The 24,836-nt window shown below is 62.2% G+C and carries 28 protein-coding genes; 13 read left to right on the top strand and 15 right to left on the bottom strand.

What is annotated here, in order from left to right:
• Window positions 1-321: malate:quinone oxidoreductase (locus ACIQ2A_RS05665; RefSeq protein ID WP_398476680.1), on the top strand; the 321-nt coding region annotated here is incomplete at its 5' end.
• 55 nt (window positions 322-376) lie between these two features.
• On the opposite strand, the gene ACIQ2A_RS05660 is transcribed toward ACIQ2A_RS05665, so the two are convergent.
• Window positions 377-1,351, bottom strand: a complete 975-nt coding sequence (locus tag ACIQ2A_RS05660) for a Bug family tripartite tricarboxylate transporter substrate binding protein (protein WP_398476678.1) — start codon at window positions 1,349-1,351, stop codon at window positions 377-379.
• Window positions 1,352-1,733: 382 nt separating this feature from the next.
• Here ACIQ2A_RS05660 and ACIQ2A_RS05655 point away from each other — a divergent pair, with 382 nt between their 5' ends.
• The 3 genes from ACIQ2A_RS05655 (at window position 1,734) to ACIQ2A_RS05645 (ending at window position 2,979) form a co-directional block, all read left to right on the top strand.
• Window positions 1,734-2,021, top strand: coding sequence for a hypothetical protein (locus tag ACIQ2A_RS05655; RefSeq protein WP_398476676.1), 288 nt, complete (start codon window positions 1,734-1,736; stop codon window positions 2,019-2,021).
• Between the two features lie 65 nt (window positions 2,022-2,086).
• A complete protein-coding gene (locus ACIQ2A_RS05650) occupies window positions 2,087-2,446 on the top strand; it encodes a hypothetical protein (protein ID WP_398476674.1) in 360 nt (119 codons plus the stop codon).
• Window positions 2,447-2,493: 47 nt separating this feature from the next.
• Complete coding sequence (locus ACIQ2A_RS05645; RefSeq protein WP_398476672.1) at window positions 2,494-2,979, top strand: plastocyanin/azurin family copper-binding protein; 486 nt, start codon at window positions 2,494-2,496, stop codon at window positions 2,977-2,979.
• A gap of 7 nt (window positions 2,980-2,986) precedes the next feature.
• Here the strand turns inward: ACIQ2A_RS05645 and ACIQ2A_RS05640 are convergent, their stop codons facing one another.
• From ACIQ2A_RS05640 to ACIQ2A_RS05600, 9 genes are all read right to left on the bottom strand, one after another.
• On the bottom strand, window positions 2,987-3,190 hold the full coding sequence (locus tag ACIQ2A_RS05640) for a hypothetical protein (RefSeq protein ID WP_398476670.1): 204 nt from the start codon (window positions 3,188-3,190) through the stop codon (window positions 2,987-2,989).
• Window positions 3,191-3,281: 91 nt separating this feature from the next.
• The gene (locus ACIQ2A_RS05635) at window positions 3,282-4,076 is read right to left on the bottom strand and encodes a YggS family pyridoxal phosphate-dependent enzyme (RefSeq protein ID WP_398476668.1); all 795 of its coding nucleotides are present in this window, start codon (window positions 4,074-4,076) and stop codon (window positions 3,282-3,284) included.
• Window positions 4,077-4,207: 131 nt separating this feature from the next.
• Entirely contained in the window at window positions 4,208-4,726 is a 519-nt protein-coding gene (locus ACIQ2A_RS05630) for a 2'-5' RNA ligase family protein (protein WP_398476666.1), read from the bottom strand.
• Window positions 4,710-5,384 carry a nitroreductase gene (locus tag ACIQ2A_RS05625; RefSeq protein ID WP_398476664.1) on the bottom strand — a complete coding sequence of 225 codons (675 nt, stop codon included), beginning with the start codon at window positions 5,382-5,384 and terminating at the stop codon, window positions 4,710-4,712. Before ACIQ2A_RS05625 ends, ACIQ2A_RS05630 begins: the two co-directional genes overlap by 17 nt.
• 89 nt (window positions 5,385-5,473) lie before the next feature.
• Window positions 5,474-6,055, bottom strand: coding sequence for a hypothetical protein (locus ACIQ2A_RS05620; protein ID WP_398476662.1), 582 nt, complete (start codon window positions 6,053-6,055; stop codon window positions 5,474-5,476).
• Window positions 6,056-6,104: 49 nt separating this feature from the next.
• Window positions 6,105-7,100 carry a DUF808 domain-containing protein gene (locus ACIQ2A_RS05615; protein ID WP_398476660.1) on the bottom strand — a complete coding sequence of 332 codons (996 nt, stop codon included), beginning with the start codon at window positions 7,098-7,100 and terminating at the stop codon, window positions 6,105-6,107.
• A gap of 137 nt (window positions 7,101-7,237) precedes the next feature.
• Window positions 7,238-7,921, bottom strand: coding sequence for a lytic transglycosylase domain-containing protein (locus ACIQ2A_RS05610; protein ID WP_398476658.1), 684 nt, complete (start codon window positions 7,919-7,921; stop codon window positions 7,238-7,240).
• Between the two features lie 433 nt (window positions 7,922-8,354).
• Window positions 8,355-9,311: a Bug family tripartite tricarboxylate transporter substrate binding protein gene (locus ACIQ2A_RS05605; RefSeq protein WP_398476656.1), complete on the bottom strand. Its 957-nt coding sequence runs from the start codon at window positions 9,309-9,311 to the stop codon at window positions 8,355-8,357.
• 132 nt (window positions 9,312-9,443) lie between these two features.
• A complete protein-coding gene (locus ACIQ2A_RS05600) occupies window positions 9,444-10,535 on the bottom strand; it encodes a TRAP transporter substrate-binding protein (RefSeq protein WP_398476654.1) in 1,092 nt (363 codons plus the stop codon).
• A 205-nt stretch (window positions 10,536-10,740) separates the two neighbouring features.
• Here ACIQ2A_RS05600 and ACIQ2A_RS05595 point away from each other — a divergent pair, with 205 nt between their 5' ends.
• The 4 genes from ACIQ2A_RS05595 to ACIQ2A_RS05580 are packed head-to-tail and all read left to right on the top strand — an operon-like array spanning window position 10,741 to window position 12,463.
• On the top strand, window positions 10,741-11,208 hold the full coding sequence (locus ACIQ2A_RS05595) for a translation initiation factor 2 (RefSeq protein WP_398476689.1): 468 nt from the start codon (window positions 10,741-10,743) through the stop codon (window positions 11,206-11,208).
• A gap of 12 nt (window positions 11,209-11,220) precedes the next feature.
• Window positions 11,221-11,418 carry a type II toxin-antitoxin system HicA family toxin gene (locus ACIQ2A_RS05590; RefSeq protein ID WP_398476652.1) on the top strand — a complete coding sequence of 66 codons (198 nt, stop codon included), beginning with the start codon at window positions 11,221-11,223 and terminating at the stop codon, window positions 11,416-11,418.
• A complete protein-coding gene (locus tag ACIQ2A_RS05585; RefSeq protein WP_398476650.1) occupies window positions 11,418-11,720 on the top strand; it encodes a type II toxin-antitoxin system HicB family antitoxin in 303 nt (100 codons plus the stop codon). The genes ACIQ2A_RS05590 and ACIQ2A_RS05585 overlap by 1 nt, the downstream gene beginning before the upstream one ends.
• 41 nt (window positions 11,721-11,761) lie before the next feature.
• The gene (locus tag ACIQ2A_RS05580) at window positions 11,762-12,463 is read left to right on the top strand and encodes an alpha/beta fold hydrolase (protein WP_398476648.1); all 702 of its coding nucleotides are present in this window, start codon (window positions 11,762-11,764) and stop codon (window positions 12,461-12,463) included.
• A 37-nt stretch (window positions 12,464-12,500) separates the two neighbouring features.
• On the opposite strand, the gene ACIQ2A_RS05575 is transcribed toward ACIQ2A_RS05580, so the two are convergent.
• Together ACIQ2A_RS05575 and ACIQ2A_RS05570 are read right to left on the bottom strand one after the other, a co-directional pair.
• Window positions 12,501-13,739 (bottom strand): HWE histidine kinase domain-containing protein, encoded by a 1,239-nt coding sequence (locus ACIQ2A_RS05575; RefSeq protein ID WP_398476646.1) that lies wholly within the window; start codon window positions 13,737-13,739, stop codon window positions 12,501-12,503.
• Window positions 13,740-13,808: 69 nt separating this feature from the next.
• Window positions 13,809-13,985, bottom strand: a complete 177-nt coding sequence (locus ACIQ2A_RS05570) for a hypothetical protein (RefSeq protein WP_398476644.1) — start codon at window positions 13,983-13,985, stop codon at window positions 13,809-13,811.
• 129 nt (window positions 13,986-14,114) lie between these two features.
• Between ACIQ2A_RS05570 and ACIQ2A_RS05565 the strand changes: the two genes are divergently transcribed.
• Together ACIQ2A_RS05565 and ACIQ2A_RS05560 are read left to right on the top strand one after the other, a co-directional pair.
• Window positions 14,115-14,300 carry a hypothetical protein gene (locus ACIQ2A_RS05565; protein WP_398476642.1) on the top strand — a complete coding sequence of 62 codons (186 nt, stop codon included), beginning with the start codon at window positions 14,115-14,117 and terminating at the stop codon, window positions 14,298-14,300.
• A 598-nt stretch (window positions 14,301-14,898) separates the two neighbouring features.
• Entirely contained in the window at window positions 14,899-15,144 is a 246-nt protein-coding gene (locus tag ACIQ2A_RS05560; protein WP_398476640.1) for a DUF3551 domain-containing protein, read from the top strand.
• Window positions 15,145-15,214: 70 nt separating this feature from the next.
• Here ACIQ2A_RS05560 and ACIQ2A_RS05555 read toward each other — a convergent pair whose 3' ends face one another.
• On the bottom strand, window positions 15,215-16,195 hold the full coding sequence (locus ACIQ2A_RS05555) for an SIR2 family protein (RefSeq protein WP_398476638.1): 981 nt from the start codon (window positions 16,193-16,195) through the stop codon (window positions 15,215-15,217).
• A gap of 88 nt (window positions 16,196-16,283) precedes the next feature.
• Here ACIQ2A_RS05555 and ACIQ2A_RS05550 point away from each other — a divergent pair, with 88 nt between their 5' ends.
• Window positions 16,284-17,075, top strand: a complete 792-nt coding sequence (locus ACIQ2A_RS05550; RefSeq protein WP_398476636.1) for a hypothetical protein — start codon at window positions 16,284-16,286, stop codon at window positions 17,073-17,075.
• 169 nt (window positions 17,076-17,244) lie between these two features.
• On the opposite strand, the gene ACIQ2A_RS05545 is transcribed toward ACIQ2A_RS05550, so the two are convergent.
• Window positions 17,245-20,979, bottom strand: a complete 3,735-nt coding sequence (locus ACIQ2A_RS05545) for a vitamin B12-dependent ribonucleotide reductase (protein WP_398476686.1) — start codon at window positions 20,977-20,979, stop codon at window positions 17,245-17,247.
• 744 nt (window positions 20,980-21,723) lie between these two features.
• On the opposite strand from ACIQ2A_RS05545, the gene ACIQ2A_RS05540 reads away from it, so the two are divergent.
• Window positions 21,724-22,623 carry a DMT family transporter gene (locus ACIQ2A_RS05540; RefSeq protein ID WP_398476634.1) on the top strand — a complete coding sequence of 300 codons (900 nt, stop codon included), beginning with the start codon at window positions 21,724-21,726 and terminating at the stop codon, window positions 22,621-22,623.
• On the opposite strand, the gene ACIQ2A_RS05535 is transcribed toward ACIQ2A_RS05540, so the two are convergent.
• Window positions 22,620-23,204 (bottom strand): cytochrome b, encoded by a 585-nt coding sequence (locus ACIQ2A_RS05535; protein ID WP_398476632.1) that lies wholly within the window; start codon window positions 23,202-23,204, stop codon window positions 22,620-22,622. The two genes, ACIQ2A_RS05540 and ACIQ2A_RS05535, sit on opposite strands and share 4 nt — an antisense overlap.
• Before the next feature lie 162 nt (window positions 23,205-23,366).
• On the opposite strand from ACIQ2A_RS05535, the gene ACIQ2A_RS05530 reads away from it, so the two are divergent.
• Complete coding sequence (locus ACIQ2A_RS05530) at window positions 23,367-24,833, top strand: glycosyltransferase family 2 protein (RefSeq protein ID WP_398476630.1); 1,467 nt, start codon at window positions 23,367-23,369, stop codon at window positions 24,831-24,833.
• Window positions 24,834-24,836 lie beyond the last annotated feature (3 nt).

Here is a 24,836-nt window from a genome sequence, read left to right as displayed (position 1 = left end):
GCAGCACTGCTCGGCGCGTCGCCGGGCGCTTCGACCGCTGCGCCGATCATGCTGACGCTGTTGCAGAAGGTGTTCGCCGACAAGGTGGCGACGCCCGCATGGCAGGACAAGCTGCGCCAGATCGTGCCGAGCTATGGCACCGAACTGAACGGCGATCCGGAGCGCGTGCAGATGACCTGGGCATCCACCGCCGAACAGCTGCAGCTGCCGACGCCGCCGCAGATCGATGTGGCCGCGTTGTCGAAAGCCGCACGCGCCAGCGCCGCGTCCACCGCGCCCGAGGCCGAACCGCAGAAGCGCGTCCACGATCTCGCGCCATAGCGAGGTATCGTCATTCCGGGGCGCGATCTGACGCGCCCCGGAATGACATGTGCAGTTACTGCGCCGGCTTGATGTCGGCGTCGGTGATGACCTTCTTCCAGCGCGCGATTTCGCTTGTGACGAACGTCTTGAACTCCTCCGGCGTCGAGCCCTGTGGCACGATGCCCTGATCGTCGAGCTTCTTGCGCAACTCCGGATCCGCGAGCGCCTTCTTGGCCTCAGCAGCGACGCGATCGACGATCTCCTGCGGTGTGCCCGCGGGCGCGATGATGCCGGACCAGGTCCCGGAGACGAAATCCGGTACGCCGGCCTCCGCCATGGTCGGAGTATCGCCAGCTGCCGGCACGCGTTCCTTGGCGGCTACGGCCAGCGCCTTGGCATTGCCGGACTTCACCTGCGACATCAGCGGGCCGATCACGTCGAACATCACATTGATCTGGCCGCCGACCGTATCCTGCAATGCGCCGGCCGTGCCTTTATACGGAATGTGCTGCAGGTTCACGCCTTCGCGGCCCTTGAACATTTCCATGGTGAGATGCGCGGCCGAGCCGATGCCGCTGGACGCGAAATTCAGCTGACCGGGCTTCGATTTCGCCAGCGCGATGAATTCCTTCATGTCCTTGGCGGGCAGCGACGGCGTCGCGATCAGGATCAGCGGCGCCACCGAGGTCAGCGACACATAGGTCAGATCCTTCATCGTGTCATAGGGCAGTTTTGGATTGAGCGTCGGGTTCACCGAATGTGCCGCGATCACGGTGCCGAAAGTGTAGCCGTCAGGCGCTGCCTTGGCGACGGCGTCGGTGCCGATCACGGCATTGGCGCCCGGCTTGTTCTCGATCACGATGGTCTGGCCCAGCGCTGTCGCCATTTTCTCTGAGACCAGGCGCGCCATCAGGTCGGTATAGCCACCGGGCGTATAGGGCACGACCATGCGGATCGGCTTGTTCGGCCAGGCCTGCGCACGGGCGCTGCCGGCGCCGGCCAGCAGGATGGCGACTGCGCCGAGGGCGCGGGCGAAACCTCGTGTCATTGCATTTCCTCGATGTCCGGTGCGATCTCCGAGACGGCGGGGAGCGCCGCAGCGCCGGTCCCGAAATCGCAACGTGTTATATTCTTGTCGTTGTCGGCCCGTCCGGCGCGCGCGAGCGCATCGGATTCCCTGAGGGTAAGCTAATACATGTGTTGCCTTGCGGGAAACTAGACGAATGGCGGCTGCGGGATACGGCGCGACCGTCGCGTGGAATTTTGCACGTTTCCAAACTCACGCGCGCCTCCGCGCAACGTGATCACTTGCGAGCAGTGTTGTTCGCGGCTGCGAAACGTATTGCCACAGTCGCGCGTATCTTGAGGCAGGACGATCCGTCGATGCGCGCCGAACGGCTGCGCAGCCCTCGAGCCCGAATGAGCCTGTCATGGCGATGAAGTTTCGCAAACTATCCATCAAGTCGCGCAAGCGCACTTTGGGTCTGGCCGGTCTCGCATTGATGGTGGAGATGGTGGTCAGCCATCCCCGGTTCGACATGGCGGCGGGTGTGGCGCAGGTGGCGCGCGTGGCAGCGCCCGCGGTGATGGCGTCACTGGCCACATTGACCCGGACCGGCAATACGCCACGCGAGACTGTTCCGGACGCGCCGGCATTGGTGCCGGTGGTGGATCACACGGCCGAGTTGTGCGCAAGAATGCGGCGTGTCGAGAGCTGAGGGATGGGGCGGGGCGCGGCGAGGTGTCAGTGGCATTCGTGCAATGCAGCGGCTATGATTTGCGCATGTCACGCCTGATTTGCCTTTGCCTGATTGCCGCTATGTCGCTGTTTGCAGCCGATGCGATGGCGGCGGCACCCAAGAAAAAGCCCCAGAAATGGCAGGGCTACGGCTTCCTGCCGGGCTATCGTCAGCCCATCAACAACAGTGTGCCGCTTTTCATGCAGAAGCAGGCGGACCTGAAAATGGCCAAGCGCGATCGTCGCCACTGGTACATCGACAAGACACCGCAATATTACAATTGGTGGGAAGGCCAGTGGCGCTATCCCGGCCAGCCCGGTTTCTATCGCGGCCAGTTCAATGGCGGCAGCATGGGGCCTTGCTACACGCGGACTCCGATCGGGCCGATCTGGAACTGCGGCTAACCCAAATTGAACGCTGCGGCGCGGCGCATGATGGAGCACGACGGACCATGCAGATATTTTCCAGCACCGTGATTGTCGCGACTCTCGCGATGTCGGCAACCATGCCGGCCTTTGCGGATGCCGGTCATCACGGACATCACGGCGCCGCTGCCAAATTCGCTGCGGGCGAGCCCGGTGATCCCAAGCGCCCGGCGCGGATCGTCAATGTCGCGATGACCGAAAGCGATGGGAAGATGCTGTTCGTGCCGAGCAAGCTCGACATGCGCAAGGGCGAGCAGGTGAAATTCGTGCTGCGCAATTCCGGCGAACTCGAACATGAATTCGTGCTGGCGACCACGGACGAAAACCTCGCCCATGCCGAGGCCATGAAGGCCGGCGCCATGAAGCATGACGACCCGAATGCAAAACTGCTCGACCCGAAGAAGGCGAGCGACATCGTCTGGAAATTCACCAAGGCCGGTGAGTTCGAATATGCCTGCCTGATCCCCGGTCATCGCGAGGCGGGGATGACGGGCACGATCACCGTCAAGTAACGCTGGCTCAGCGCGACAGGTCGGCCAGCTCCACCCAGGCCGGCCGCGGCAGCGTCATGGCGATCTGTTTGGACATGACCACGACGGAGGCTTGCAGGCCTTCTGGCTTCGGTTGAACCGCCATAATGCCGATCCAGACCGTGGCGGCGGCGGCAAAAGCAACAAAGGCAATGGCGCTGGAACGGTCAGGCGAGGGCGCGGGGCGCTGCATCGGGGCCTCCTATGATGGCTCTCAATGGCGCTGGCGTCCGTTGGTTCCGATCGGCCAAAGAAAAAGTTAACGAGTGCCACCGGGCCGGCCATTATCCCGCTTTGGGAAAGTCGGGCCAGTAGTGGCCGTCGGGCGTCGGCCGCTTCCCGAAGATCGCCTGTCCGACGCGAACGACATCGGCGCCTTCCTCGATCGCGGCTTCGAAGTCGCCGGTCATGCCCATCGACAGCTCGACCAGCCCAGCATTGCGTTTGACCACCTGATCGCGAAGCCGTCGCAGCAATGCGAAGCAGGGACGCACGCGTGCCATGTCATCGCTGAACAATGCCAGCGTCATCAGTCCGCGCGGCCGCAGGCGCGGGAATTGATCGAGGCCATCGACGAAGGACGGCAGCGCGTCGGGATGCAGGCCGAATTTGCTCTCTTCGCCCGATGTGTTGACCTGAACATAGACGTCGAGAAAACGATCCTCCCGCTCCAGCCGGGTATTGAGCAGCTCGGCAAGCCGCATACTGTCGAGCGCTTGGAATTCGCGTGCAAAGCGCGTGAGATATTTCACCTTGTTGGTCTGCAGGTGGCCGACGATGCTCCATGCGATGGGAAGATCGATCAACACATCGCGCTTGCTGGTCGCCTCCTGAATCTTGTTCTCGCCGAAGTCGCGGATCCCCGCCTGGAACGCCAGCCGGAGCACATGGGCGGGGACGGTCTTCGTAATCGGCAGCAGCCGCACCGATTCCCGCTCGCGTCCTGCGCGGGCACAGGCGTCCGCGATGCGGGTTTCGACGGCCGCGAGATTGTTGCGGAAGACCGATTGCGGATCGGGGCCGAAGCGGGCGATGTCGTCCGGCGAAAGCGCCGTGCCGAAATCAAGGGTCGTGTCCATCATGTCACCTGTGGCGGTCAGAACGCGCGGTCGCTGGTCTTGCGGATGCGGTTTACAGACATCGCCGGACCATTGAAATATCCGGTTACACTCGATTTTGGCAGTCCAGTTTGATGGCGAGATCGCCAGGACTAATCTGCAGGCGCATCTTTGAATGGCAGCGATCGTGTCAGTTGCCACGGGCCGCCGAGATATTCAAACACCTGTAATCCGCACGCTGATCCCATCCGCATCTGGAAATCCTGCGTCAGCGCTGCGTGCAGCGTACGGGCCGCTTGCGCAGCGGCCTTGTTCTGAATGGTCACATGCGGCCGCCAGCGCTGCCCGTCCTGGCGCGACAGCCCGTCGCCGATGGCGGCTTTCACATCTGCGCGCAATTGTTCGAGCCTGGGTGACGTCGCGCAGATCGCGTTGCCGAAGCCGAGAAACATCACGCCGTCGAATTGCAGCGGGATCGGTTCGCTGGGCAGCGGCATCGCCTGCAGGCGTGCGACCTGCAATGGCGACAGTCGATGAAACATCGTCAGATGCGCCGACAGCACGTTCCGCTCCGGCGGAAAATGCGTTCGGCGCAGCGTGTCGAGCCATGCGAAGCTTTCAGCATCGAGCTGCGCGGTGAGAATGTAAACAGGCTCAGTCGAATCCGACAAAACGCGTCGCTTCCGCCACCGACTTGCGCTCGGACACCACGGCATTGGCCGGGAACGTGTCATCGGGCCAGCCGAGCGCGATGCTCTTCATGATGATCTGGTCGTCGGCAATCCCCGCATGTTCGCGCACCACCGGCGACTGCATGATGCCCTGGCTGTTGATGACGGCACCGAGCCCGCGCGACCAGGCGGCATTGACGAGGGCGGTGGCCACCGCGCCGCAATCGAACGGCGTGTCATCGCTGCCATCCAGCACGCGGTCATAGGTCACGATGATGCAGACCGGCGCGTCGAACTGGCGGAAGCCGCGCAGCACCCAGTCCTGCCGCATCTCCTTGTCGTCGCGCGCGATCCCCATCGCCGAGAACAGCTGCTTGGCGACGCCGACCTGGCGGTCGCGGTGATGGCCCGCAAAAGGCTGACCGGTGCGGAATTCGCGCGATTGCGGAACGCCAGCGACCATCCGCTCGGTATTGCCGGCGCGGATCCTGTTCAGCGGCTCGCCGGTGATGACGTAGAAATTCCACGGTTGGGTATTCATCGAGGATGGGGCGCGCATCGCCAGATTGATGATTTCCTCGATCAGCTTTTGCGGCACCGGATCAGGCTTGTAGCCGCGGATGCTGCGGCGGCCGAGAATGACGTCATCGAACTGCATAGGCGTGAAAGCTCCCTGAGGCGTTTTTGTCTTGCCGGGATAATCCAGCTTTCCGCTGCCAAGTGCAATCGCCTCATGCATGCGCGCGATCAGCGCCGGTTGTCGACCGCCGTCTGCGATGGAAACACAAAGCCGATCAGCGCGAACAGCGAGGCGACGCTGAAGGCGTGCATGCCGATGATCGATCGATATTCCGCGGCGCTATACACGGCGAGCGGGCGGCCGACCAAGGGATCGATCATTAGATAGGCAGCAAACGGACACACCACCACGACCGCCATCGCAAGCTTTTCGGTGGGACGAAACAGCAGCGTCGCAAGCAACACGCAGGGCAGCAGGAATAGCTCGACGGCCGTATCGACCCCGATCAGTTTGACCGCCAACACGCCATTGGCGACGCCCACCACCGGCAGCATCATCCGCCCGGCCAGCGGATGCCGCCGTGCCACCGCTGGCACCGCCGCGAATAGCGGCATCGTCAGCAGCGTCAGCCAGGCCGGCCATGCCGCGAAGCCGACGATCGCATGCAGATAGAGCGGATAGAACGGCTGGTTGCCGGCAATCACCAGCGCCACCGTATTGGAAAGCATCGCCAGCGGATCCGGATTGTCCTTGTAGGCGCTCAGGCCATCGCTGACCGAGCGGAGCACGTGTTGCAGGCGCGACAGCATCTGTCCTCATGGGTGATGGGGGGACCCGGAGCAAAGCGAGCCGATCAGCTCATGACGCGGACGTTACGCGGTTCGGCCTCCGCAGCCGTGCCCACAGCGGAGCTACGATGGCAGTCGCCACCGGAATCAGCGCCGCGCCAAGCAGCAGGCCGACAATGCCGGAGCCGATGGCGGTGACAATCCACGTCACCGCACCCGCGATCGCCGGCACCGCCTGCGCTGCCCATGTGGCGGCAGCGGCAATGGCGTGCTCGATGCCGGTCAGGCCATATTCGGCGAGGCCATGGACGACGATGCCGCCGCCGACCCAGATCATCGCGGCGGTGCCGACAACGCCGAGCACGCGCAGGAAATACGGCATGCCCTTGACCAATGCGCGACCCGTGCCGGCCTTGAACCGGCCCCACACCGAGCCCGGATCGCTCTTGGCCAGTGCCAGGCCGACATCGTCTGCCTTCACGATCAGTGCCACGCCACCATAGACCACGACGGTGATGCCGATCGCCACCACGGCCAGCACCATGGCGCGGGTCGCGAAGGGACCAGGCGGGATCGCCGCCAGCGTGATCGCCATGATCTCTGCCGACAGGATGAAATCGGTCTTGATCGCGCCGGCGACCTTGTCGTTTTCCAGCGTCTGCGGATCGACAGCCTGCGTCGTGATCGCAGCGGCCTCCGACGCGTGATGCGGCATGAGCGCCTCGACCACTTTCTCGGTGCCCTCGAAGCACAGATAGGCGCCGCCGATCATCAGCAATGGCGTGATCGCCCATGGCGCAAACAGACTGAGCAGAAGCGCCGCCGGCAACAGGATCAGCAGCTTGTTGCGCAGCGAGCCGATCGCAATCTTGCGGATGATCGGCAGTTCGCGCGCGGCGTCGAAGCCGACCACATAGCGCGGCGTCACCGCGGCATCGTCGATGACCACGCCTGCCGCCTTGGCGCCGGCCCGCGCTGCCTGTCCGGCAATGTCGTCGACCGAGGCGGCTGCCACCTTGGCGAGACCTGCGATATCGTCGAGCAGTGCGATCAGTCCAACGCTCATGGCGGCCTCTGGCTGGGATGTAGCCGCAGGGCGGCAGATGGCGGCAGGGATGCTTATCGTGCGACGCGCGCGTTGCCTATTGCGGCCGATGTCAATGATGTCGCAGCCATCGGGTTCCGCAGTGGCCGTGGCACTCGCTAGTCGCCGGCTTTGGCGAGCCGTGCAAATTGCTGCGCCATGGCGTTGACCTTGCCGAGATAGAGGGCAACCAGATGATCGCCGCAGCGCTCGCCCGGCAGCGGCCGGAAGCCGCGGCGCACGAATGCGCGGGCGGGCCGGGCGCCGCACAGATGGATCAGCGCGGCGAGATCCTGTCGCTGCTGCGGGCTCGCCGTGGTGCCCGGCGCGGTGGCCATCACCCCGGCGACCTGGCGATCGAGATAGATCGAAGCAAGCTCAATGGCGTGGCTCGGCAGCGTGCGAAAATACAGGCTGGTGAACCAGCAATCGGACACCACGCGATGGTCGCGGATACAGAAGCGCGAGGCCTCGGCAAAGGCCGGGTCGGTCATCTGCAACAGGCCGACGGCGCTGGACGCAGGCTTGTACCATGCCGCCGGATTCCAGCTCCACCGCCAGCGCCAATAGGTGCGCACGACGGGATTGCCGGTGCTCTCGGTCTGCGTCAGCGCCGCCAGCAATTCAGGGCTGATGCGGTCCGTGGAAAATTCGCGGAACGACGCACCGTAGTGCCGCCAGGTCTCGGCAGGTTGTTTGGCGAGCGTTCCGTCGGCAACAAACCACAGCTCGGTCGGCTTGCGGATGACCTGAACAACGAGATTGACGAGTGGCAGACTGATCAGGATCGCGGTGGCGATCACGAGGACCCGAACCCAGGTGGATGTCGTCGCCCATCGCCGTCGCAGCCACCGCGCGGCAAATCTGATCCGACTGGGTTTCTTGCGCGCTTTGCGGATGGGAGAACTGGCGCGCGACGAAGGCATCCGCGACGGTAGACCGTGTTGTTTGCGGCGGCAACCGACGACAGCGCAAGTGCCTCTCCGGATGCCGGGACGCGGCATCCGGGGGACATGTCTGGCGAGCGGTCCAGAGCGCCTTCATTTTGAAATGGCGGGCCTCTCCACGAACTCCTCCTCATCCTGAGGAGCCGCGCAGCGGCGTCTCGAAGGATGGCCGCAGACTCAGCCCCGCCATCTCATGGTTCGAGACGACGCTTCGCGCCTCCTCACCATGAGGCTGGTGGTCATCTCAATCTGAAAATGCTCCAGTTGCGCGGCCGCATCGCAATGCCCATCACGGCATCAGTTCGATGCCGGCGGACGACACGATCTTGCGGTGGATGTCGAGCTGGCGCTTGACCATGTCGCCGAGTTCTTCCGGCGTCGAGGGCGTCAGCGTGATGTCCTGTTCCAGCATGCGCTGTTTCACCGCCGGATCGTTCATGGCCTCGCGAAACGCCTTGTTGAGCGTTGCGATTACATCGGCGGGCATGTCGCGCGGGCCGAACACGGCGGCCCAGGCGGTTATCTTGAGGTCGGGGAAGCCGGCCTCCGCCATGGTCGGAATATCCGGGTAAGACGGGCTGCGCTGCTCGAGAATGGTCGCGAGCGCGCGCAGCTTGCCTTCCTTCACGTGGCCCATCCCGATCCCTGACGTGGCCAGCATGACCTGGATGCGGCCGGTAACGAGATCGGTGATCGCCGGCGGTTCGCCGCGATAGGGGACATGGGTCATGTCGAGTCCGTTCGCCATCGCGAGCGAAGCCACCGACAGGCGGCCGGTGGTGTTGCCGGCGCCATAAGCGAGCTTGCCGGGATTGGCTTTGGCATAGGTGATGAATTCGCTGAGCGTCTTGGCCGGGACATCGCTGTTCACATAGAGGAAGAAGTTGTAGCGGCCGATATTGACGATCGGGCTGAAGTCGGCCGTCACGTCATAGGGCGGGGCCTTGCGCAAGGCGGGCACGCCGGACATGGCGCTGTTGGACGCCAGCATGATCGTGTAGCCATCCGGCGCGCTGCGCTTGACCTCGGTGGCGGCGATGGCACCGTCGGCGCCGGTCTTGTTGTCGATGATGAACTGCTGGCCGAGTTTTGCCGAGACGCTGTCGGCGAAGACGCGCGCGATCGCATCGGTGGAGGAGCCGGCTGGCAGCGGCACGATGAGACGGATCGGGCGTGTGGGGTAGTCCGCAGCAAGTGCCGGTGTAATGCCCAGCAGCATGGAAGCTGCAATCAGAATATTCCGCAAGACGGTGTCCTCTCCCTGATGTTTTGCGCATAGGGCGGAGGACACCCTGCGGTGTCAAATAGTTTGTTGCGAAAGCTATCTGCGGTGGAATCCCGGAGGACGTCACGCGTCGTCCGGGATTTCGCAAATGCTTCAGCCGCGCGGGCGCGAGCGGATCATGTAGCTGTCAAACGTGTGCTCGGCGACCTGCCACCACAGATACTGGTCGTTGCGATAGGCCTGCATCGCCTCGATGGTCTTCTTGAAATCGGCATTCTTCGCCGAGATCTCGCTCCACAGCTCGTTGGTCGCCTTGAGACAGGCATCCATCATGTCGACGGGATAGGGCTTCAGCTGGGTGCCGCTGGCGATCAGCCGTTTCAGCGCCGCAGGGTTCAGCATGTCATAGCGCGCGCTCATCCACAGATTGGCATTGGCCGAGGCATTCGCGATCACCGTCTGATAATGCTTCGGCAGCTCGTTCCATTTGGCGAGATTGACCATGTTGTGCAGCATGGCGCTGCCCTCCCAGAAACCGGGATAGTAGTAGAACTTCGCGACCTTCTGCAGGCCGAGCTTCTCGTCGTCATACGGGCCGACCCATTCCGCCGCATCGATCGTGCCTTTCTCGATGGCCGGATAGACGTCGCCGCCGGCGAGCTGCTGCGGCACCACGCCGACCTTCTGCAACACCTGGCCGGCAATGCCGGCGATGCGCATCTTGAGTCCCTTGAGGTCGTCGACGGATTTGATCTCCTTGCGAAACCAGCCGCCCATCTGCGTGCCGGTATTGCCGGCGGGAATGCCGATCACGCCGTATTTGGCGAAGAACGCATTGCCGAGCGCATCGCCGCCGCCCTGATACCACCAGGAATTCTGCATCCGCGTGTTCAGCCCGAACGGCGCCGCCGTATAGATCGCGAAGGTCGGATCCTTGCCCACATAGTAGTAAGCGGAGGTGTGCGCCATCTCGACCGTGCCGTTCGACGCGGCATCCAGCGCCTGCAGGCCCGGCACGATTTCGCCGGCGGCAAAAGGCTGGATCTGGAATTTGTTGTCGGTCATCTCCGCGACCTGCTTCACGAACAGCTCGGCGCCGCCATAGAGCGTATCCAGCGATTTCGGAAAGCTGGACGTGAGCCGCCATTTCACTTCGGGCGAGGACTGCGCGATGGCGGGCGAGGCGACGGTACCTGCGGTGACCGCGCCGACAGCCGACATTTTCAGAAAGTCACGACGTTTCATGGATGTTTCCCCTGACCGGGCAGTTCGCCCGTTATTGTTGTTCGTGCGCCGATCTTCGGGGGTGTTTGGCGGGGTGTAAAGCTGCGCTGCGGGATGAAGAAATGGCCTCCGTGGTCATCCTGCCGGCGCGACTAAAGTCGGAGCAATGCTGCTTGTCATCATCCTATAGTTGCGCTTTGATGCTCGCATTACGGGGGATTTTTTCATGCGTTTGTTTTTTAGCGCGATGCTTTGCATCGCATTGGGCGGTTGCGCCTCGGTGACCAGAGGCACCACGGAGAGCATTTCGATTGCTTCAACGCCATCCGGTGCGGTGGCCGATGTTGCCGGCCTGGAAGTGCCGACAACCTGCGTCACGCCTTGCGTCGTCCAAGCGAAACGTAACGCCGATATCGTCGTGACGGTGAGCAAGGAGGGCTTCGAGCCGCAGGTCATTCCGTTGACCAAGGATATCTCGGGCAGCGGCGGCGCTGGCTTTGCCGGAAACCTTCTGTTGGGTGGCATCGTCGGCATGGGCGTAGACGCCGCTACGGGCGCAGCGATGGATCACAAGCCTAACCCGGTGATCGTGACGTTGCAGCCCATTCCAGTTGCGCCACCGCCTGTTCGTCGCGTGCCGCCGCGCCCGCGCCCAGTGCCGCCGCCGGTTGCGGCACCCCGCACGGGAACCTGATGCCCATGGCCGATGCCGGTTAACTCGCGCGATTTGATAAGGGAGTTGGAAGCCGATGGCTGGCGCTTCATCGGCGCGATCGGCAGCCACCACCACTTCAAGCATGCGATCAAATCGGGTAAAGTGACGGTGCCGCATCCGAAGCGCGACCTGCATCCGAAAACGGTTCGCTCTATCTACCGGCAGGCCGGTCTGAAGGAGCCACGCTGATGACCAAGGATAATATCAGGGGTTACATCGCACTCGTCCACAAGGACAAGGATACGAGTTATGGCGTCAGCTTCCCCGACGTGCCGGGCTGCATATCGGCCGGCGATACGTTCGAGGAGGCCATCGCCAATGCCGGCGAGGCGCTCGCTGGTCATCTTGCCATGATGCGCGCCGATGGCGACGCCATCCCGCAGCCGCAAACAATCGAAGCCTTGCGCGATAATGCTGATTTCGTTGTGGACGCGACTGACGCCGTGATCGCCTTTGTCACGCCGCGCAGCCATCAGGTCACGGCAGGGTAGCGCAGCTTGAAGTTCGGCACATCTCGGGCGTAAGTGCCCTGATGGCTCTTCTCCTCATTCCCGGTTTCATGCTCGACGAGGATCTCTGGCGCGATGTGGTGCCTGGGCTGCAGCCCTTTGCGCCGATTGTCCATGCAGATACCAGCCGCGACACGTCCATGGCCGAGATGGCGGCGCGGGCACTGGCCGCGATGCCCGGTCGTTTCGCGGTGATCGGCTTTTCCATGGGCGGCTATGTGGCGCGCGAGATTGTGCGCATGGCGCCCGAGCGCGTGTCCGCCTTGATCCTGATCGCCACCTCCGCGCGCGCCGATACCCATGCGCAGACGCGCCGCAAGGCCATGGCGGTGGCACAGATCGCCGACGCAGGTTTCCGCGGCCTTAGCCGGGCCGGGGTTACCCCGTCGCTGCATCCCGACCGCAGCGACGATGACGTCCTGATCGGCCGCATTCAGGCTATGAGCGCACGCCTCGGCGGCGATGTGTTTCGTCGGCAGTCTATGCTGGACCGGCAAAGCGAGGAACGGCTTGGCGAGATCGCCTGTCCGACGCTGATCATCGCTGCGCGCGCCGACCGCTTGCGCTCGGTCGCGGAGTCGGAAGAGTTGCATGCGGGCATCGCGGGATCGGAGATGGTGATTGTGCAGTGTGCCGGCCACATGATTCCGATGGAGACGCCGGACGAACTGCTGGCGATCATCGCGCCGTGGCTTGCGAGAGCGACGGCGCCGGGCAGGGACTGATCGATCCCTCACGGCGCGTGATGCGCGGATCGTAGCGCTATTCGGCGCCCTGCAGGTCCTGCAGCGGCGCGCGCATCTGACACTCCAGCCCGGTGGGCTTGTAGGCGAGGATGACATCGCCGAGGCCGGAAATGCCCGCATTGATGAGCCGCGAGCCGAAGCCGGTATCCGTGGGCGGTTCGACCTTCGGGCCCTTGGTCTCGGTCCACGTCACATACAGTGTTTCGGCATCGGCAGCGCCGTCGATCCGCCACGTCAGTGCGACGAGGCCGGCGCCCAGCGACAGCGATCCGTATTTCAGCGCGTTGGTCGCGAGTTCATGGATGAGCAGCGCGAGGCTGAGCGCCGCCTTGGAGCCCAGGGTCACATGCGGGCCGTCGATTTGCACGCGATCCTTGATGCCGGCATTGGCGACGGCGGCCAGGGCCACGTCTTTCAGTGGCGCCGGCTTCCAGCTCGATTGCAGCAGGATGTCATGCGCCGAGCTCAGCGCCGTCAGGCGATGCTGCAGGGTCTGCGCCCGGAAACGGTCGGTGGATCCGCGCAGCGTGTGGGTCGTGATCGCGCTGACCATGGCGAACAGGTTCTTGACGCGGTGGCCGAGTTCGCTGGTGAGCACTTCCTGCAATTGCTGGGTTTCGCGCAGCACCTCCACCGTCTTCTGAAGCTCCTGTTCGCGCTCGCGCAGAGCCTCTTCAGCGAGAGTGCGTTCGAGCAGGTCCGCCGCCTGCCGCGCCAGGATGTCGAGCAGGCGGAGATCGCGCTGCGACGGCTCGTGCGGGCTGCGCCAATGGGTCGAGATCATCCCGAGCAGGGTGCCGTCCCGGGACAGCAGCGGCGTCGTCTGCGCGGAGCGGATGCCGGCGCGGCGAAACGCGTCGAGATCCGCCGTGCCGGTAATCTCGTCCCAGGTCTCGTAATCGGCGATGATCGCCCGCCGCCCGGTGTGCAGCGCCTTGGTGCAGCTGCTATGGGCGGTGGGGCTGACCCACTGCCAGACCGCCCGGTCGTCATCCGTCAGGCCGCGCGAGACCAGCAGATGCAGGCCGGGCGCGCCGCCGTCGTCGGGCTGGCGCCGCAGCTGCATCGTGCCGAATTGCGATCCGGTGATCGCAATGGCCGCATCGACGATCTTGCCATACAGCGCCGTCGGGTCCTGCTCGCCGATCAGGTCCATGCTGATGGCATGGAGCAGATCGATATCCGACAGCGCGGCCTGCGCGTCCGCGGCGGCGGGGAGCGGATCAATCGTCGAGACGATGCGAAGCGTGCCCATGGGGCCTTCCTGTGGTTGGGATTCGCGCCATAACGCGCGGTGTTCGGCTTTGTTCCGGCCGGACGGCGCCTAGCCCTCCTTCACCTCGCGGATCCCGAGCTTGTTGACGCGCGTCCGCACGGCGAGGGGCGAGCGCTTCATGCGCAGCGCGACCTCGTTGATGCTGCGGCCATTGGCGAGCTGCAGCTTCAGCTCCTCGTCCTGCTGCGCGGTCCAGACATTGTCGGCGGGGTCATGGAGTTTCATGGGGCGCTTTCCGAATGGGGGCTCTCGCCATCTCCGGCGATCAGGCGTGCGGTGGAAATGTCGTCGTTCGACGCGTATGATCGTCGCACGATTTGCCCAGCATCCTAGTCACAAAGCAAAGGACCCACCATGGCTTCCGCCCCCGATCATGCCCTGAAAGACGCCGGCACCGACAGCAACGCTGGCGCGATCGTCGCCGGCGTGATTGCGCTGCTCTTCCTCGGCTTCGTCGTTCATGCCGCGACGCTTGCGCCGTCAGCCGACGCAGGGAAGGCGCCCGCCGCCAGCGCCGGTGCGCCGAAAGCGGCCCACTAGTCCGCGCATTGCGGGCTGCCTCGCGGCCGACACGAATTCGCCTCAGGTGCGGAACCAACTGGCCCCGTGGGCCATTCTCGTTGCGTTGGGACTGAGGAGGACTGCGATGAGAGGACCGGTACAGTGTCCGGACTGCGGCGAGGCGCGTGCATTTGCGGGGTATCTGACGGACGGGGGCAATCCGAGCGAGGAAGCGAGGCTCTTCATCTGCCGGGATTGCAATGTCACCGAGAAGGTGGCGGTCGATGAGTCCGGCTCGATCATTTTCGAACGACTGGACGCCATGATCCCGGCGATGAACACCCCATCTGGAGTAATTGCAGGGCCCGCCTAGTGCGGGCTTTTCTTTTGCGATAAGTCGACGGACTGAAGACTGCAGCCATCCTTCGAGACGCGGCCTAAGAAGGCCGCTCCTCAGGATGAGGGTAGAGTGCTTGGCACCATAAAAGACCCTCATGGTGACGAGCGACGCGGGCGTCTCGAACCATGCAGGCCGGGCACTATCCTCATTCATGGCCGATAGCTCTGGCATGCATCGGAAGCCGGGAACTGTTCGCCGCATCCGGCCTTTTCCTTCCGTGATTGAAGGAATTGAAACATGCGGACATTCATCATCGCGTCAGCGATCGTTCTCCTGAGCGCGGCGTCGGCCTCTGCGGCGCCAGACTATCCCTGGTGCCAGCGCACGCCGGTGACCGACGGCACGCCTGATTGCTCATTCACATCGCTCAACCAATGCCAGGCATCGGTCAGCGGCGTTGGCGGCGATTGCGTCCGCAATCCGTGGATGGCTTATGGCTCGTATCAGGACGAGCGCATTTCGAAGCCACGGCGGATTCGGTAACGATCTCGGCCGCTGATGTCGAATCGATTCACTTACCTTCGGTGGGATACAGAGTATCCATCGAGGCCCTTTATCGCATAATATGCTCTCGACCATCGAAGAACTTCATTACCTTAGCATGGTCCCCTTGTTCACCGTAGATTATTTCCGACAAAGGTCGCCGTGACGCTCCATTGACTGCCTTCATCATGGCTCTCATCAGTTCGGTGGCGGGCTGACTTATCTGAGCTGCCGGATTTCGCTTATCAAAAACGTCTACACCGGTTGGATCGATAATAAATATCTTCGTGCCTGCAATTGCTGCTCGTTGAATGACGTTGTTGATATGGTCGTCACCGAAGCTGTAGCCAATAATCATTAGGCGATTATTTGGACGGGAAATCGTGCAATCGAAAATTCGCTGGTACTCAGCAAGGACCGGCTGAGATTGGATTGTGGCGGTCTTGTTTCCACCCATCACCAATAAGCGTTGGCTTTCCGAGCTCGATTGCCAGTTGAACGATCCGTGTAGCTTGTAGATCGGTTGGAGATTCTCAAAGGAATCGGCTTGGGGATCAGGCGTCATGGGAGACCGGAGCATAAATGGATATCGCTGCTCGGATTCATCAACGAGCTTCATTTTTGGCAGGTACGAGCCCTGCCAGTGCTCCGACCATCGAACGTCTCCAGCATAGTGCGTTTCCAAAAACGTGTCTTGGTTGAGCGTGAAGATCGCGTCGAAGTACGAGAGAAACTTTTGCAGGCGGAGCGAGCCTCCCGTCAAATTTTGTGCAGAAAAAGTTGCCTGCATCTCAGTGAACATCGCGACAAGTGCATTGTTCATCGCATCCAGCCTTCGCAAATGCTCAAGCAGGCCTCCATTTGCATATGTCGCCTGAAGTACAGCCAGAGCAGCTTCAAATCCGCCGCCCTGCAGTTTGTTCTGCCAGAGAATGTTTCGGGTAAACTCGTCAAGCGTAGTTACGCCAAGGAGATATTCGAACGCCTCGTTGGCAAGCCACCCACCCCAATTCCGACTGAAGCCCGCACCTATTAATAGATAGTGGTTCATTTGCGGGCGCCCCAGCCAATTTTTTGCCAGTAGCTATGCTATCATGTGCATACTGCTTTCTGTCAAAATCGCTGCGTTAGAGGCCGCTATGTCGGATGAACTTGCTTACGTTGGTCGAAACCTGAATAGTAGAACGATTTCTGCAGTGCAGAAATTTCAGGTGGAGGTGTCTCGCGTGCAGCGCGAAGCTGCGGCTGCGGGTGCGCTCCATAGCTCTCGGACATTCATGAATTTCTGGGAGGCGGGTATTCGCCTATTAGACGAAGAGGTGAAGTCCGCCATGGAGTTTGCATTCAATGCTACAGGTCGGCACACCGGGGAGGTTTACGAGCAGGTCGCTTTCTGCGCCAACCAGATGGCGGTCCGTATGATCCAGGAAGTAAAAAATAGAGCTGCGACCAATGAGAGTACATTTGGTGGCGGCTATTCTGAGATTGTGGATCGTATGCAGGTTGCGATGCATGAAAAGAAGGATCAAGTGCTGGACGATTTCCAGCATGGAATGATGGGGAGTGAGCGCTTGAAGAGAGATCCATTGGTAAGCGTTGTGAATAACCAGACAAATAGTCCAGGCGCTGTGCAGCAGGTCGGTACGGGCAATTTCAATCAGACAGCATTCAACCAGAATCACCAATCGCTGGTCACAGAGATCGATAAAGCTCTCGCGTCGCCAGAGTTTAAGGATCTTGCCCAAGACCAGAAGGACGCATTCCGGGATGTTGCGGATGTCGTAAGAGTCGAGGCTGAAAAACCAGTGCCTGATGAAGGAAAGCTCAAGCGATGGGGGAAGCGCCTCGTCGATATATCCAGCGATATTGGATTAAAGGTAGTTTCAGGCGCTATCGCGGGAGTTCTGACTAAAATGTATATAGGGCCGTAATCGACGCCGTAGACGCGGTATAGGAAGTCCAAGCGCGATTCGGGTTCCTATTTTATTTCATTGTTCTGAGGCACTTAGTTACGGGCGGAGAGTTCTTTGCCTCAAAATGAAAAACCCGCCTCTCGGCGGGTTTTGCTTTTTCCGGTGTTGCATCCAGCGGATAGAAATATCAGGAACAGCCGGTGGTCGAGCCACATGTATCGCACTTCATACAAGTGCCATTCCGCACCAGCGTGAAGTTCGAGCACTCTCCGCACATGTCGCCTTCATAGCCCTTGGCCTTCGCTTCGGCGCGGCGCTCGGCCTTGCTTGGAGCTGCGGCTGCGGCCGTGCCGGCCTTGCTCCAGGCTTGCGCCTCGAGCTTTTCGGTCGGTGACAGGGCCACCGTCGGCTCTGCGGTCTTCAGCGCCACGGCGCCTTCCGCATGGCCGCCGGCGAAGGCGGTGACGCGGCTGCCGCCGGCAGGGGCGCTGTCATTGTTGGCCGAGACGGCGGTGGCGCCGCCGCGCATGACGACGAGATTGTCGGTGCGCGAGCGGGTCAGGCCGCGCGAGACATATTTGCTCGCTTCATCCGGCGCCTTGCCTTCGTCCTCGCCCTTGCCCAGCGCGTCGAAGCCGGTCTCGGACAGGTCCACATGGCCGAGATCGAAACGCGACATGTAGGAGACGGCGAGTTCGCGGAACACGTAGTCGAGGATCGAGGTCGCGAACTTGATGGAGTCGTTGCCCTGCACCGGGCCCGCGGGCTCGAAGCGGGTGAAGGTGAAGGCGTCGACATATTCTTCCAGCGGCACGCCATACTGGAGACCCAGCGAGACGGCGATGGCGAAGTTGTTGATGAAGGAGCGGAGCGCCGCGCCTTCCTTGTGCATGTCGATGAAGATCTCGCCGAGGCGGCCATCATCATATTCGCCGGTGCGCAGATAGACCTTGTGGCCACCGACCACGGCCTTCTGGGTGTAGCCCTTGCGGCGATCCGGCATCTTCTCACGCTCGCGCATGACGACGATGCGCTCGACGAGGCGTTCCACCACCTTCTCGGAGATCGCGGCGGTGCGGGCCGCCATCGGCTTCTCCATCAGGTTCTCCAGCGCATCCTCGTCCTCGTCCTCATCGCTGATGAGCTGCGAGTTGAGCGGCTGCGACAGCTTCGAGCCATCGCGATAAAGCGCATTGGCCTTCAGCGCGAGCTTCCACGACAAGAGGTATGCGGACTTGCAGTCCTCCACCGTGGCGTCGTTCGGCATGTTGATGGTTTTGGAGATCGCACCCGAGATGAAGGGCTGCGACGCCGCCATCATGCGGATGTGGCTTTCCACCGAGAGATAACGCTTGCCGATCTTGCCGCAGGGATTGGCGCAATCGAACACGCTGTAGTGCTCGGCCTTCAGATGCGGCGCGCCTTCCACGGTCATGGCACCGCAGATGTGCACGTTCGCGGCTTCGATCTCGCGCTTGGTGAAGCCGAGGGCGGCGAGCAGGTCGAAGCCGGGGGCTGCGATGGCTTCCGCCTCGATCTTCAGCGTGTCGCGGAGGAAGTCCTCGCCAAAAGTCCACTTGTTGAAGGCGAATTTGATGTCGAAGGCGGTCGGCAGTGCTGCCTCGACCTTCTTCAGCGCTTCGTCGGTAAAACCCTTGGCCTTCAGCGTCGAGCTGTTGATGCCGGGCGCATTGCTCAGCGAGCCATGGCCGACGGCATAGGCTTCGATCTCGGCAATGTTGGCTTCGCTATAGCCGAGCTTGCGCAGTGCCGCCGGCACGGCGCGGTTGATGATCTTCCAGTAGCCGCCACCGGCGAGCTTCTTGAATTTCACCAGCGCGAAGTCGGGCTCGATGCCGGTGGTGTCGCAATCCATGACGAGACCAATGGTGCCGGTCGGCGCCACGACGGTGGTCTGGGCATTGCGATAGCCATGGAGTTCGCCGAGTTCGAGGGCGTTGTCCCAGGCGAGCTTTGCGCGCTCGACGATATCCGCCTGCGGGCAGGAGGCGTGGTCGAGCGGCACCGGGCTGACGGCGAGCTTCTCATAGCCGTGGCTGTCGCCGTGCGCAGCGCGGCGATGGTTGCGGATGACGCGCAGCATATGGGCTGCGTTCTTCTTGTAGCCGGGGAACGGGCCGAGCTCCTTGGCCATCTCGGCCGAGGTCGCATAGCTGACGCCGGTCATGACAGCGGTGAGGGCGCCGCACAGCGCGCGGCCTTCCTTCGAGTCGTAGGACAGGCCCATGGTCATCAGCAGGCCGCCGATGTTGGCGTAGCCGAGGCCGAGGGTGCGGAATTCGTAAGAGAGTTCAGCGATCGGCTTCGACGGGAACTGGGCCATCATGACCGAGATTTCGAGCACCATGGTCCACAAGCGGCAGAGATGCTCATAGGCATGGATGTCGAAGGTCGAGGAGGCGGTGTCGTAGAAGGTCAGCAGGTTGGCCGAGGCGAGGTTGCACGCCGTATCGTCCAGGAACATGTATTCCGAGCACGGGTTGGACGCACGGATATCGCCGGATGACTTGCAGGTGTGCCAGTCATTCATGGTGGTGTTGAAGTGCAGGCCGGGATCGGCCGAGGCCCAGGCGGAGTAGCCGATCTTCTCCCACAGATCGCGGGCCTTGATCGTCTTCATCACCTTGCCGTCCTTGCGGGCGATCAGGTCCCAGTTGCCATCGGTCTCGACGGCGCGCAGGAAATCGTCCTTGAGCGAGACGGAGTTGTTGGAGTTCTGGCCGGCAACGGTGAGATAGGCCTCAGAATCCCAGTCGGTGTCGTAGATGTCGAAGGCGATATCCTTGTAGCCCTGCTTGGCGAACTGGATGACGCGCTTGATCATGTTGTCGGTGACCAGCGCGCGGCGCGCGAGCTTGATCTCGCGGCGCAGCGCCGGGTTTTTCTCGGGATCGAAGCAGTCGTCGCCCGAACCTTCGCAATTCACGCAGGCCTTCATGATGGCCTTGAGGTGCTTCTGGTTCATCTTCGAACCAGTGACGAGGGCCGCGACCTTCTGTTCTTCCTTCACCTTCCAGTCGATATAGGTCTCGATATCCGGATGGTCGGCATCGACCACGACCATCTTGGCCGCGCGGCGCGTGGTGCCGCCCGACTTGATGGCGCCGGCGGCGCGATCGCCGATCTTGAGGAACGACATCAGGCCCGACGAGCGACCGCCGCCCGACAGCTTCTCGCCTTCGCCGCGCAGCTTCGAGAAGTTGGAGCCGGTGCCCGAACCATATTTGAACAGGCGGGCTTCACGCACCCACAGGTCCATGATGCCACCTTCGTTGACCAGATCGTCCTCGACGCCCTGGATGAAGCAGGCATGCGGCTGCGGATGTTCGTAGGACGATTTCGACTTGGTGAGCTTGCCGGTCTTCCAGTCCACGTAATAGTGGCCCTGGCCGGGACCATCGACGCCGTAAGCCCAGTGCAGGCCGGTGTTGAACCACTGCGGCGAATTCGGCGCGACCATCTGCTTGGCGAGCATGTAGCGCAGCTCGTCATGGAATGCGTGGGCGTCGGCTTCCGACGTGAAGTAGCTGCCCTTCCAGCCCCAATAGGTCCAGCAGCCGGCGAGGCGGTCGAACACCTGCTTGGACGAGAGTTCGCTGACGAAGCGCTCTTTCTCGGGCAAAGCGGCCAGCGCCTCGGTGTCCGGCACCGAGCGCCACAGCCACGACGGAACGGTCTCTTCTTCAACCTTCTTCAGACGGGCGGCGACGCCGGCCTTGCGAAAGTACTTCTGGGCGAGAACGTCGGACGCAACCTGCGACCACGACTCGGGGACCTCGACGCCTTCAAGCTTGAACACGACCGAGCCATCCGGATTGCGGATCTCGGAGGTGGTGTGACGGAAGTCGATCCCGGCATAGGGCGACTGTCCTTCGGTGGTGTAGCGGCGTGTGATCTGCATCGTCGTCGTGCCCCGTCTCATGGCCGACACCACATCTGGTGGGTCGGTGATTTCAGTTAGCAGTCTCAAGTTTGCCGCGAGGCTGCCTCAAGATTGCCGCAGGATTTGCCGGTGAAACCGGTCCTTTTATCTCTGTTCTGGAGCATGGCGGGGCCATTTGCGGCCGCCCGGAACTGCCGGGGTCATGCATCCCAGGACCCGGCGTTTCCGCCTGATCCTAACGCCTCAACGCGTGGTTTGGGCCGGTTTGCCGGCCCACTTTTGCTGCTCCAAAGCTCTGGTGATCAGGGCGCAGATCCCCGATCCCCGTAACCTCCTTGGAGGGACGAAGTGACCGGTCAGGACCCGTTTTGGGAGCGCCCGGGGAGACGACTAACTGCTCGCACCGGACAGTCCGAAAATTAGGCCAAACCGATCTCTCACGTCAAGGATTAGTGACGGTTCCTGAATCAAATACTAAATATGGTGGAAAGGGTGGATAACCAGGGGGCTCGGCCACGCCCTGAACAAGGCCAACTATCGGTGAGTCCTCATGGAATCCCAAGCCGAAAATTTTTTGCAAAGTGTCTGCAAACCGCTCCATGCCCGTTGTTCACAGGCAGGCAGAGTGTTGCATTTTGGCATTGCATCCGGATGACTTTCAGGCGTGCGGCAGCGGGATGGTGGGTTCCCACGACTGGCGGTGGTCGGAAGGCGCGATTGCGCGCATGGTGACGCCGAATCGTCCGCCGGAATGCCCGTTTCATGACCAGTCCCACCTCTACAGATTCGCGTCCGCGAATCGCGTCGCTTGGCCTTTTGTTTCTCGTCGTCACCTCGATCGGCTGGGGTTTCAACTGGCCGATGACCAAACTCATGCTCACCGAATGGCCGCCGCTGACCGGACGCGGGGCCGCAGGCGTGATCGGCGGGCTGGTGCTGCTTGTCCTCGGGCTGCTCCGCGGCGAGAGCCTGCGCGTGCCAGCGGGGCAGTGGGGGCGTCTGGTCGGGCTCTCCATGCTCAACGTATTCGGCTGGATGGCGCTGATGAGCCTGGCGCTGCTGTGGCTGCCGGCCGGCGAGGCGGCTGTCATCGCCTATACGATGCCGATCTGGGCCGCTGTGCTCGCCTGGCAGATTCTTGGCGAGACCCTGTCACTCCGGCGCATCATCGCGATGCTGATGGCGTTTTCCGGCATTGCCGCGCTGATGCTCGGGGACGGCGTCGAGGTCAGCCAGCAGAAGTTGCTGGGCCTCGTGATGGCCGTGACCGGTGCATTCGGCTTCGCGGGCGGCACGGTGCTCGGCAAGAAGTATCCGCTGAAGATGCCGCTGCTGGCATCCGCTGGCTGGCAGATCGTGCTTGGCAGTTTCCCGGTGATGCTGATCGGCCTCGTCTGCGAGACTGCGCATCCAGCGGCCGTGACCTATGTCGGCTGGGGGACCTTCGCCTATGTCGGGCTGATCGGCTTTTGCGTTGCCTATGTGAGCTGGTTTGCGGCGCTGACCTTGCTGCCGGCTTCCGTTGCGGCGATCGGCACCATGGCGGTGCCGGTGATCGGGGTGGTGGGAGCGTCCGTCATGCTGCATGAGCCGCTCGGAATCGTGCAGATCGCGGCGTTGAGCTTCACGCTGGCTGGCGTGGCGCTGGCGACGAAAGGCTAGCTCTCCTTGCCCGGCCACATGCGCTGCAATTCCGGATGTCCATCCCACCACTGATGCTTGAGGGCAGCAGCGATGTGCAGGCCGACCAGCGCATAAAGCGCATAAGCCAGCCAGTGATGGATGCCGCCGAAGATCCCGTGAAGGCGTTCCTTAAAGGCAGGATCCGTATTCATGATCCAGCCGATGCGCGGCCATTCGAACAGGCCGAACAGATACATCTTGATCTCGCCAGCGGCCTTCCACGCGCTGTCATGCATCCAGCCCGACAGCGGCAGTCCGATCATCAGCACGTAAAGCGCGATATGGGCGGCATGGGCCGTGGCCTTCTCGGCGCGCGGATAGGTGTCGGGCAGATCCGGTGGCCGGTTGGCGGCACGCCATAACAGGCGCATCAGCACGAGGCCGAGCACGGTGATGCCGAACGATTTGTGGCTGTCGATGACCAGCCGGATTCGCTCTTCGGGGATGTAATCGACGCTCCAGATCAGCGCGACATTGATGATGATCAGCAAAGCGATCAGCCAATGAAGGAACATCGCAACGCGGGTGTAACGGCGGACCGGTAATTCTGTGGAGCTCATAGGAATAAGTCTAAACGCGATTTGTGGTGACGTGCATGACGTATTCGTGTTTTCGCCCAGCGATGATCACGCGCTATTTAGCCGCGGCGACGCAACCCGATCACAGTTCGCTCGTAGCTTCTAACGTAAAGCTTTATTCCGGCGGGCCCTTTGATCGACGGCATGACAAACGCGCTTCAACAGGCCTTTGCCGCGGCATCGCCTCGCATCACGCCGCGGCGGTTGCCGGTGATCAGCTTGCTGATTTATCTTGCCGTACTGGCTTTGTGGCTTGTGCTGTTCGGCAGATCGCTGTGGTTGAGCAGTATCTGGGCGTGGTCGGCGGGGATGGTCTACATCGCCTATGACACGCTGCTGATGCTCTATGTGGTCCGCCAGACCTTGCCACTGGCGTTTGCCGCGCGTGTTCCGCAACCCGTCGGCACGACACCAACCGGGGGACGCCCATCCCTTGGCATCCTGATCGCCGCGCATAATGAGGCGGCGTCGCTGCCGGCTGTGCTGGCAGCCATCGAAGGGCAGAGCGACGCGCCGGATCTCATCATGATCGCCGATGACGGCTCGCGTGATGACACCGCATCCGTCTTGCACGATCGCTACGGACTGGCGATTCCGGCCGTGGGCCATGACAGTATTGGAAAGCTCGGTGCGTCGCGGCTGCATTGGCTCCGCCTGCCGCATCAGGGCAAGGCCCGCGCGTTGAATGCGGCCATCGTGAAGGCTGACAGCGATCTGGTGGTCACGCTGGATGCGGACACGTTCATGGCAAGCGATGCCATCGCGGAAATGCGCAGCGCATTCGCGGCCGATGTGAAACTGGTCGCAGCCGGCGGGATTCTCGTGCCGGTCTGTCGCCCCGGCATCGGCGGCCGGTTGATGCAGTGGTTCCAGACCTACGAATATATCCGCAACGTCATCTCGCGTTTCGCCTGGATGCGCGGCAACAGCCTGTTGTTGATCTCCGGCGCCTTTGCTGGTTTTCGCAGGGATGCGCTGATCAAGGTCGGCGGTTTCGATGCCGAATGTCTGGTGGAGGATTATGAACTGACGCATCGCCTGCATCGCTATTCCACCGATCACGATCTTGGCTGGCAGCTGCGCATGATCGGCAGCTCACTGGCACGGACCGATGCGCCATCGACCGTGATGACATTCCTGCGCCAGCGCCGCCGCTGGTTTGCCGGCTTTCTGCAGACGCAATACTGGAATCGCGACATGACCGGCAATCGTCGCTATGGCCGGCTCGGCATGCGCATGCTGCCCATCAAGGCGCTGGACACGCTGCAGCCGATCTATGGCCTCACAGCCTTCGTGCTGCTCGTCGCATTTCTTGCCATCGGCAAGATCGAGATCGCGCTGCCGGTGTTCGGCTTGATCACCGCAAAAATCGTCGCGGATTTTTTCGTCTATCTCTGGACCGTGCATCTGTATCGCCGTCTGACGGGCGGCCGCACGCCGACAAGTTTTGCAGCCGCGACGCTCGCGGCGGTGATCGAGCCATTCACCTTCCAGCTGTTGCGTCACGCCGGGGCGACATGGGGATGGATCGCGTTTCTGCGCGGCAGCAACGAATGGGGATTTGCACCGGCGGCGACGCCACGGCGCGAATTGCCGAACGCCGGCGAGTGATCG

It is taken from the genome of Tardiphaga sp., assembly GCF_044336785.1.
In the GTDB taxonomy this organism is placed as follows: domain Bacteria; phylum Pseudomonadota; class Alphaproteobacteria; order Rhizobiales; family Xanthobacteraceae; genus Tardiphaga.
The sequence above is the reverse complement of the archived record's forward strand: the minus strand, read 5'-3'. Positions and strand labels throughout refer to the sequence as shown.

Bases quoted from the DNA above. Each gene is read 5' to 3' on its own strand.
- ACIQ2A_RS05660 (WP_398476678.1), bottom strand. From the start codon at position 1,351: ATGACACGAGGTTTCGCCCGCGCCCTCGGCGCAGTCGCCATCCTGCTG.
- ACIQ2A_RS05655 (WP_398476676.1), top strand. From the start codon at position 1,734: ATGGCGATGAAGTTTCGCAAACTATCCATCAAGTCGCGCAAGCGCACT.
- ACIQ2A_RS05650 (WP_398476674.1), top strand. From the start codon at position 2,087: ATGTCACGCCTGATTTGCCTTTGCCTGATTGCCGCTATGTCGCTGTTT.
- ACIQ2A_RS05645 (WP_398476672.1), top strand. From the start codon at position 2,494: ATGCAGATATTTTCCAGCACCGTGATTGTCGCGACTCTCGCGATGTCG.
- ACIQ2A_RS05640 (WP_398476670.1), bottom strand. From the start codon at position 3,190: ATGCAGCGCCCCGCGCCCTCGCCTGACCGTTCCAGCGCCATTGCCTTT.
- ACIQ2A_RS05635 (WP_398476668.1), bottom strand. From the start codon at position 4,076: ATGGACACGACCCTTGATTTCGGCACGGCGCTTTCGCCGGACGACATC.
- ACIQ2A_RS05625 (WP_398476664.1), bottom strand. From the start codon at position 5,384: ATGCAGTTCGATGACGTCATTCTCGGCCGCCGCAGCATCCGCGGCTAC.
- ACIQ2A_RS05620 (WP_398476662.1), bottom strand. From the start codon at position 6,055: ATGCTGTCGCGCCTGCAACACGTGCTCCGCTCGGTCAGCGATGGCCTG.
- ACIQ2A_RS05615 (WP_398476660.1), bottom strand. From the start codon at position 7,100: ATGAGCGTTGGACTGATCGCACTGCTCGACGATATCGCAGGTCTCGCC.
- ACIQ2A_RS05600 (WP_398476654.1), bottom strand. From the start codon at position 10,535: ATGAAACGTCGTGACTTTCTGAAAATGTCGGCTGTCGGCGCGGTCACC.
- ACIQ2A_RS05595 (WP_398476689.1), top strand. From the start codon at position 10,741: ATGCGTTTGTTTTTTAGCGCGATGCTTTGCATCGCATTGGGCGGTTGC.
- ACIQ2A_RS05590 (WP_398476652.1), top strand. From the start codon at position 11,221: ATGCCGGTTAACTCGCGCGATTTGATAAGGGAGTTGGAAGCCGATGGC.
- ACIQ2A_RS05585 (WP_398476650.1), top strand. From the start codon at position 11,418: ATGACCAAGGATAATATCAGGGGTTACATCGCACTCGTCCACAAGGAC.
- ACIQ2A_RS05580 (WP_398476648.1), top strand. From the start codon at position 11,762: ATGGCTCTTCTCCTCATTCCCGGTTTCATGCTCGACGAGGATCTCTGG.
- ACIQ2A_RS05575 (WP_398476646.1), bottom strand. From the start codon at position 13,739: ATGGGCACGCTTCGCATCGTCTCGACGATTGATCCGCTCCCCGCCGCC.
- ACIQ2A_RS05570 (WP_398476644.1), bottom strand. From the start codon at position 13,985: ATGAAACTCCATGACCCCGCCGACAATGTCTGGACCGCGCAGCAGGAC.
- ACIQ2A_RS05565 (WP_398476642.1), top strand. From the start codon at position 14,115: ATGGCTTCCGCCCCCGATCATGCCCTGAAAGACGCCGGCACCGACAGC.
- ACIQ2A_RS05560 (WP_398476640.1), top strand. From the start codon at position 14,899: ATGCGGACATTCATCATCGCGTCAGCGATCGTTCTCCTGAGCGCGGCG.
- ACIQ2A_RS05555 (WP_398476638.1), bottom strand. From the start codon at position 16,195: ATGAACCACTATCTATTAATAGGTGCGGGCTTCAGTCGGAATTGGGGT.
- ACIQ2A_RS05550 (WP_398476636.1), top strand. From the start codon at position 16,284: ATGTCGGATGAACTTGCTTACGTTGGTCGAAACCTGAATAGTAGAACG.
- ACIQ2A_RS05545 (WP_398476686.1), bottom strand. From the start codon at position 20,979: ATGCAGATCACACGCCGCTACACCACCGAAGGACAGTCGCCCTATGCC.
- ACIQ2A_RS05540 (WP_398476634.1), top strand. From the start codon at position 21,724: ATGACCAGTCCCACCTCTACAGATTCGCGTCCGCGAATCGCGTCGCTT.
- ACIQ2A_RS05535 (WP_398476632.1), bottom strand. From the start codon at position 23,204: ATGAGCTCCACAGAATTACCGGTCCGCCGTTACACCCGCGTTGCGATG.
- ACIQ2A_RS05530 (WP_398476630.1), top strand. From the start codon at position 23,367: ATGACAAACGCGCTTCAACAGGCCTTTGCCGCGGCATCGCCTCGCATC.